Source organism: Ferruginibacter sp. (assembly GCF_014377975.1).
Classification (GTDB): Bacteria; Bacteroidota; Bacteroidia; order Chitinophagales; family Chitinophagaceae; genus Ferruginibacter.
In genome coordinates this window covers 25,488-32,649 of record NZ_JACMOO010000219.1, presented here as the reverse complement: position 1 = coordinate 32,649, position 7,162 = coordinate 25,488, and the positions used below count along the sequence as shown (strand labels likewise).

Here is a 7,162-nt window from a genome sequence, read left to right as displayed (position 1 = left end):
CCGTATATTGGCTTTTATCCATTCAACAATGTAATAAAATTTATTAGGAGTTCATAAAAATGGTGGTTGCAATTATTGTGTAGAGTGGTGGTTCGTGGGGACACGAACCACGGCGCAAGAGATGGTTGGTGAGGATACGAACCACGGCGCACGAACTACGCCGTAGGTTAATTCATTGCAACCTCCGTTATAGACGATCTCCGCTTCTATAAAAGCTCCACCGAAGGTATGTGGTAAAAGTGTGCGACGCAACAATGCTCAATAGCAGCAATTAAGCACGGATCAAAAAAATACATACAATAACCTTTGCTAAATGCTGTTGCCCTATTTTTACACTCCCGCATGACAGCACCTATTTTAACATACAACGCAACCGAAATTATTTTTGAAAATTGTTTGTTTTCAAATGTTACACCGACATTTATTTTGGCCAACAGCGCCCGCATGCCGGATACTGATGCGCAACGCTTTTTTTTGGTGCAACCGGATATGATTGACATTAATACCGGCACGTTTAGCAACCCAACGAGCGGACTGGTTTTTCCGCCGGTATGGGTACAGTTTAGCAAGGCTACGCTAACACTGGATTGCAGCTGTAATTATGGTAATCATACACTGTGCATTCACCAGGCGCAGGTATTATACAATATCATGGAGCGGCCTGACCTGCGGCTGTTTTTTGATGCGGCTTTTCGACATGAAAAAATCAATACCGTTGCAAAAAATTATGGGCTGGAGCAATCACCCAACCCCGACGAACATTTTGAACTGTTGTGGCAAAACAATACCGTGCGCATTGAGCCACGGATGAAGGCGCTGCAACCGGTAAACGAAGCAGCACTGAAAAAACTGGCGGAAGAACTGCTGCCTCCACCGGGAAAACACACCACAATAAATACGGAAACAGGTACCACGATACTGGTATTTAGTACGCATAAATATTATCAGCATTTGCAGGTGAACCTGTACGAAACGGCGATAGCTACCAATGGTAAAATAAAAAATCCGCTGAAGCAACTGGATGTAGAAACCCTGGTATGGACAACCAGTGAAGCGGCGGCTATAAAGTTCTACACCGGCGTTGCGGCTTTTTTAAATAATCATGAAAAATTGCCTGAAGTGAAACACCTGCAAGCATTGCGGGCCGTGGTAAATAATCCGCTGACACTGACAGCTTTTTATCATAAACAGGTATCGGAGCATATCAGTGCTACAAGCCTGGTGCCTGTTCAGTTAAATGTGTTGCAAACCGGACTTCAGTTAGCAGTGTATTTAAAAAACGATTTTTATGAAATCAGCGGGCAATTAACCATCGGTGATAAAACTTATGCGTTAAATAATTTACCGTTAAAATTTAATTATTTTATCCTGGTGGAATCAACGCTGCACCTTGTCGCCAATATTGATTTGTTGAAAGTAATAAGCTACTTTAAAAAACACAACAATATCATCGTAATACACCAACAGAAGATGGAGGAGTTTAGAAAAACCATTTTATCGCCGCTGGAAGATACCATTCGTATAAACTATTCCTGGCTGGTAACTGCCAGCAAAAAACAACTGGAAGAAAATGGTTTTGATGCACCACCACAACAACTGATTTATTTATCCGATGCTGGTGTGCATGTAATGATTAGCCCGGTTGTGCGGTATGGCGAAGTGGAAGTAAGTGTATTAAGCAAGCGGCAACTTTATGCCAGGGATCAAAAGGATAATTCTTTTATTGTTGAACGGGATGATGTGCTGGAAAATAATTTTATTACCCTGTTGCTGCAACAGCATCCCGACTTTGAGGAACAGTTGCACCAGCAGGCCTTTTATCTTACCAAAAAACAATTTTTAGAAGAAGCATGGTTTTTGGAAGCGTTTGAACAGTGGGAAGCGCAACACATAAAAATACTGGGCTTTCATGAAATAGAAAAGAATAAACTTAATGCCAGTAAAGGCAAAGTATCTATCAAAGTTACCAGCGGGCTCGACTGGTTTAATACCGACCTGCAAGTGAGCTATGGCGAACAAAAAGCAAGTCTGCGCCAGTTGCACAAGGCACTTAAAAACGGCAGCAAATATGTAACGCTGGACGATGGCACGCTGGGTATGCTGCCGGCAGAATGGATAAAAAAAATGACTGCATATTTTGATGCCGGTGAAATAGTCAATGACGAGTTACACACGCCGAGAATCAATTTTACATTGGTTAATAATTTGTATGAAAAAGACATGCTGAGCGGTGAGGTACAGCAGCAAATAAAACTTTATAGCAACAGGTTAGCAGGGTTTAAAGCCATTGAAAATACCCCTTTACTCCCAGGGCTAAACGCAGTTTTGCGCCAGTACCAGCAACAGGGATTAAACTGGCTGAATTTTTTGGATGAGATGGGTTTTGGCGGTTGCCTGGCAGACGATATGGGGCTTGGTAAAACCATACAGGTAATTGCCTTTATATTATTGCTGCAACAAAAGCATGGCCATCAAACCCAACTTGTAGTAATGCCCACATCCCTTATTTTTAACTGGCAGGCTGAACTGGACAAATTTGCACCTACACTAAAAGTACTCACCATAGACGGCAATAACAGGGTGCGAAATAATCATCGCTTTAAAGAATACGATGTGGTGATAACCAGTTATGGAATGATGGTATCCAATATTCATTTCTTAAAAACATTTAACTTCGGCTATATTTTTTTAGATGAATCTCAGGCAATTAAAAATCCGGATTCACAACGGTACAAAGCAGTACGTTTACTGCACTCTGTCAACAAAATTGTTCTTACGGGTACGCCTATTGAAAACAATACTTTTGACCTCTACGGTCAACTCAGTTTTGCCTGCCCCGGCCTGCTGGGCAACCAACAATATTTTAAAGACATCTACTCTCAGCCCATTGATAAATTTGGCGATACCAAACGGGCGCAGGAACTACAGCAAAAAATAAATCCATTTATTTTGCGACGCACCAAACAACAGGTGGCAACGGAATTACCGGAAAAAACAGAAATGGTCATTTACTGCGAAATGGGTGCTGAGCAACGTAAAGTATATGATGCCTACGAAAAAGAATTCAGGAATTATTTATTGCACCAGCCGGAAGAAGATTTGCCCAGGGAAAGCATGCACGTGCTGCAGGGACTTACCAAACTGCGGCAGATTTGTAATTCGCCCGCACTGCTGAAAGACACTGCTTTTTATGGAGATGCGGCTGCAAAAATTGATGTACTTGTTGAGCAGATCGAAAGTAAATACCGGCACCATAAAATACTCGTGTTTTCGCAATTTGTTGGTATGCTGGAACTGATTAAAAAAGAACTGGCTGTAAAATATATTCCGTACGAAATGCTCACCGGTAAAACAAAAAACAGGGCAACTGTTGTAGGTGCTTTTCAAAATAATGATAACATCCGTGTGTTCCTGATCAGCCTGAAAGCGGGAGGTACCGGGCTTAATTTAACGGAGGCAGATTATGTGTACCTCGTTGATCCCTGGTGGAACCCAGCAGTAGAAAATCAGGCCATTGACCGCTGTTACCGCATCGGGCAGGATAAACATGTGATGGCGGTGCGATTGATTTGTCCTGACACGATTGAAGAAAAGATCATGAAATTACAAGCTGCCAAAAAAGAATTAGTGAGTGATTTAATAAAGACGGATGCAAGTATTTTAAAACAGTTAACAAAAAAAGATTTGCTGGCATTGACGATGTAAAGGAGCGCTTTCAGATGCCAATTTTTGGTTTTACAGAAACAATCGCTTCAAATTTAATAATGCAAATTAGGTTCGTAATTACGGGACGTAGATCTAATGGAAAAGGAAAACTCCTGCAGAGTTAAGTCATCTTTTTCTTCGCTATCCTATTGATTCAACCCACAAATAAAACATCCTGTAATGCTCGCTTCATCCGGCCAATAAAAAAACTGCTTTTTAGTTTGGATACAATTTGATGATCCTTTCAATTCATCTAAACTTACTTTTGATGATAATTTCAATTGGTTTGTACATCCTTTTCCAAAAAAAAAGTGGATTGTTTTATTTCTTATATTGTGGATGAGAAGAAAAGTGGTTTATCTGCCAAAGATTTGACCAAGGTTTTCCATAAAGCCGGAGAAGAACGGCATGATCAAACCCGGATAGTAAACAGGTTACTTTTATAAATTATTCTAATAATAAAAAAATAATTAAAACGATTCTTATGTCAAATCAAAATCAAGCTTCCCGTAGAAAATTTCTACAACAGATTGGCGCTGCCACATTAATAACAGCTGCTTCGCCTTTGCAATCATTGTATGCCAGGGAAAAAGCAGAAGAACGAATTTTATTCTACGAAAGAAAAATATCATCCGGCGATAAAATTCGTTTGGGTGTTATTGGATTTGGTGTACAAGGCCATTTTGATTTGCAAACAGCATTAAAAGTTCCCGGTATAGAACTCGCTGGTATTTGCGATTTGTATACTGGCAGGTTAGAGAATGCAAAAGAAATATATGGCAACAATTTATACACCACCAGGAACTATAAAGATTTATTAGACAAAACAGATATTGATGCAGTTATTATAGCTACCACCGATTGCTGGCATTCCCGCATCACCATTGATGCATTGGCCAAAGGAAAGCATGTGTATTGTGAGAAGCCAATGGTGTTTAAAATCAGCGAGGGGTATGGCGTAATTGAGGCACAGAAAAAATATGGTAAAGTGCTGCAGGTTGGTAGCCAGCGGGTAAGCAGTATCGGGCTGGCAAAGGCTAAAGAATTATTGGCTGCCGGCGAAATTGGCAAACTAAATATGGTAAATGCGGTGTACGACCGTCAGGGTTCCATCGGCGCATGGGAGTACACCATACCAAAAGACGCGACCGCGGAAACAACAGACTGGGATAAGTTTATTGAAGCAACAGAAAAAATGGCATTTGATGCAAAGAAATTTTTTTGGTGGAGAGCGTACAAAGAAGTAGGTACTGGTGTGGCCGGAGATTTGTTCATTCACTTATTAAGTGGTACTCATTTTATCACCAACTCTAAAGGGCCTGAGACTATTTATAGCTCTGGTCAAATCAGTTATTGGAAAGATGGGCGAAATATGCCCGACGTAATGTCCGGCGTAATGCAATACGGAGATACACCCGACCATCCGGGGTTTCAATTAACGTTACAGGTTAATTTCATTAGCGGAACCGGTGGCCAGGAAATAACCAGGCTGGTAGGTTCTGAAGGGGTGATGGATGTACAAGGAAATGATATTTCGATACATCATAGCCTGATGCCGCAGGCTCCAGGGTTTGGCGGCTACGATTCATTGTTTACTTTTTCAAAAAGCATGCAGGAAGAGATGCAAAAAGAGTACAATGCAAAATGGACAGCAGCGCAGAAAAAAAGACCGACCAAAGAAGATATTACCTTCAAAGCTCCACAGGATTATAATGAACACCTGGATCATTTCACTAATTTTTTTGATGCTATAAGAACGGGGAAACCGGTTGTAGAAGACGCAACATTTGGTTTTAGAGCAGCAGCCCCCGCCTTGTCCTGCAATGAGAGTTATTTCAAAAAGAAAATCATTAATTGGGATCCTGTAAATATGAAACTGATATAAGGCAAACGCTTAATTCATCATTCATAGTCATGAGAATTAACCCGCTTTGCAGCCTAAAAAAATGGGTGAAATATTGCGGATGATTAAGTCTGTTTTTTTGCGGTAGACAGGCTTACCGATTTATTGATGTCAAATATTTTCTATTTGCCAACAGCACATTTTTGCCGCAACATATTATTGACGCATGCAGCTAGGTATAAACGATTGTTTAAATTGGCATCGTACTAATTACCATACTGGCATAATATTGACAGTTATCCTGAATTAAATGGTGGTGTTTTATTTTTAAAAATACTTGTTTGCGTTACGTTCATTTACCGGCATACCTTTGTTGCAGCATCTTTAAAATAATTTATTATGAATACAACAATGCCAAAAAGAAAATTGGGCAACCTGGAAGTGTCATCTATCGGCCTCGGTTGCATGGGTATGACTTTTACTTATGCGCCCTTTCCTGAAAAAAAAGACATGATTGTTTTGGTGCGTAATGCCGTAGAACAAGGCATTACTTTTTTTGATACTGCGGAAGTATATGGCCCTTATAACAATGAAGAACTGGTGGGAGAAGCGCTGGCGCCATTCAGGAATGAAGTAGTGATTGCCACCAAATTTGGTTTCAATATCGTGGATGGAAAAACGACCGGACTTAACAGCCGTCCTGAAAATATAAAGAAGGTCGCTGAAGCATCCCTCAAAAGATTGAATACAGATGTGATTGACTTGTTCTACCAGCATCGGGTTGACCCAGATGTTCCCATTGAAGATGTGGCAGGTGCAGTAAAGGATTTGATTGCAGAAGGCAAGGTGAAACATTTTGGTTTAAGTGAAGCAGGTGCCAATACGATTCGCAAAGCGCATGCCGTGCAACCTGTAGCTGCAGTTCAAAGTGAATACTCTATCTGGACCCGTAAATATGAAAACGATGTATTGCCGGTATTGGAAGAACTGGGCATTGGCCTTGTTTCTTTTAGCCCATTAGGTAGAGGTTTTCTTACCGGTAAGATGGATGCTCATGCAACATTTGGTGAAGGAGATATCCGAAACATTCTTCCCCGTTACACGCAAGCCGGCCGTGAAGCCAACCAGGTATTGATTGATTTATTGAATACGATTGCTGCAAAAAAAAATGCTACCCCTGCACAGATTGCGTTGGCCTGGATAATGGCTAAAAAGCCATGGATCGTTCCTATCCCGGGCACTACCAAACTGCACCGCTTAACTGAAAACAACGGCGCTGCTTACCTTCAACTGACTACAGTTGATGTTGGTGAAATTGAAACGGCTTACGCACAAATACAGATAGCAGGTACACGCTATAATGAAGAGATGGAGAAAGCGACCGGGCTTTGAGCGATAAAAAAATTGAATTAATGTATATGATGCTGACAGCACCGGAGTTTAAGCTGCAACTACCAGTAATTAATGTATGTTTTACCAATGACTGTTATCATAGAATAAATAATCCGTTTGCGGCCATCCGGAGAAAAAGCTGTATTATTCATTGCAGATAACACATCAACGGCCTTACCTGCTACAATGTTTATCTGGTATTTTAAACCATAATAACTGCAA

At 40.8% G+C, this 7,162-nt stretch carries 3 protein-coding genes; all 3 read left to right on the top strand.

What is annotated here, in order from left to right; genetic code table 11:
- Positions 1 to 342: 342 nt before the first annotated feature.
- The 3 genes from H7254_RS12145 (at position 343) to H7254_RS12135 (ending at position 6,940) form a co-directional block, all read left to right on the top strand.
- A complete protein-coding gene (locus tag H7254_RS12145) occupies positions 343 to 3,705 on the top strand; it encodes a DEAD/DEAH box helicase (protein WP_301933217.1) in 3,363 nt (1,120 codons plus the stop codon).
- 484 nt (positions 3,706 to 4,189) lie between these two features.
- Positions 4,190 to 5,590, top strand: coding sequence for a Gfo/Idh/MocA family protein (locus H7254_RS12140; RefSeq protein WP_301933216.1), 1,401 nt, complete (start codon positions 4,190 to 4,192; stop codon positions 5,588 to 5,590).
- Positions 5,591 to 5,947: 357 nt separating this feature from the next.
- Positions 5,948 to 6,940 (top strand): aldo/keto reductase, encoded by a 993-nt coding sequence (locus H7254_RS12135; protein ID WP_301933215.1) that lies wholly within the window; start codon positions 5,948 to 5,950, stop codon positions 6,938 to 6,940.
- Positions 6,941 to 7,162: the final 222 nt, after the last annotated feature.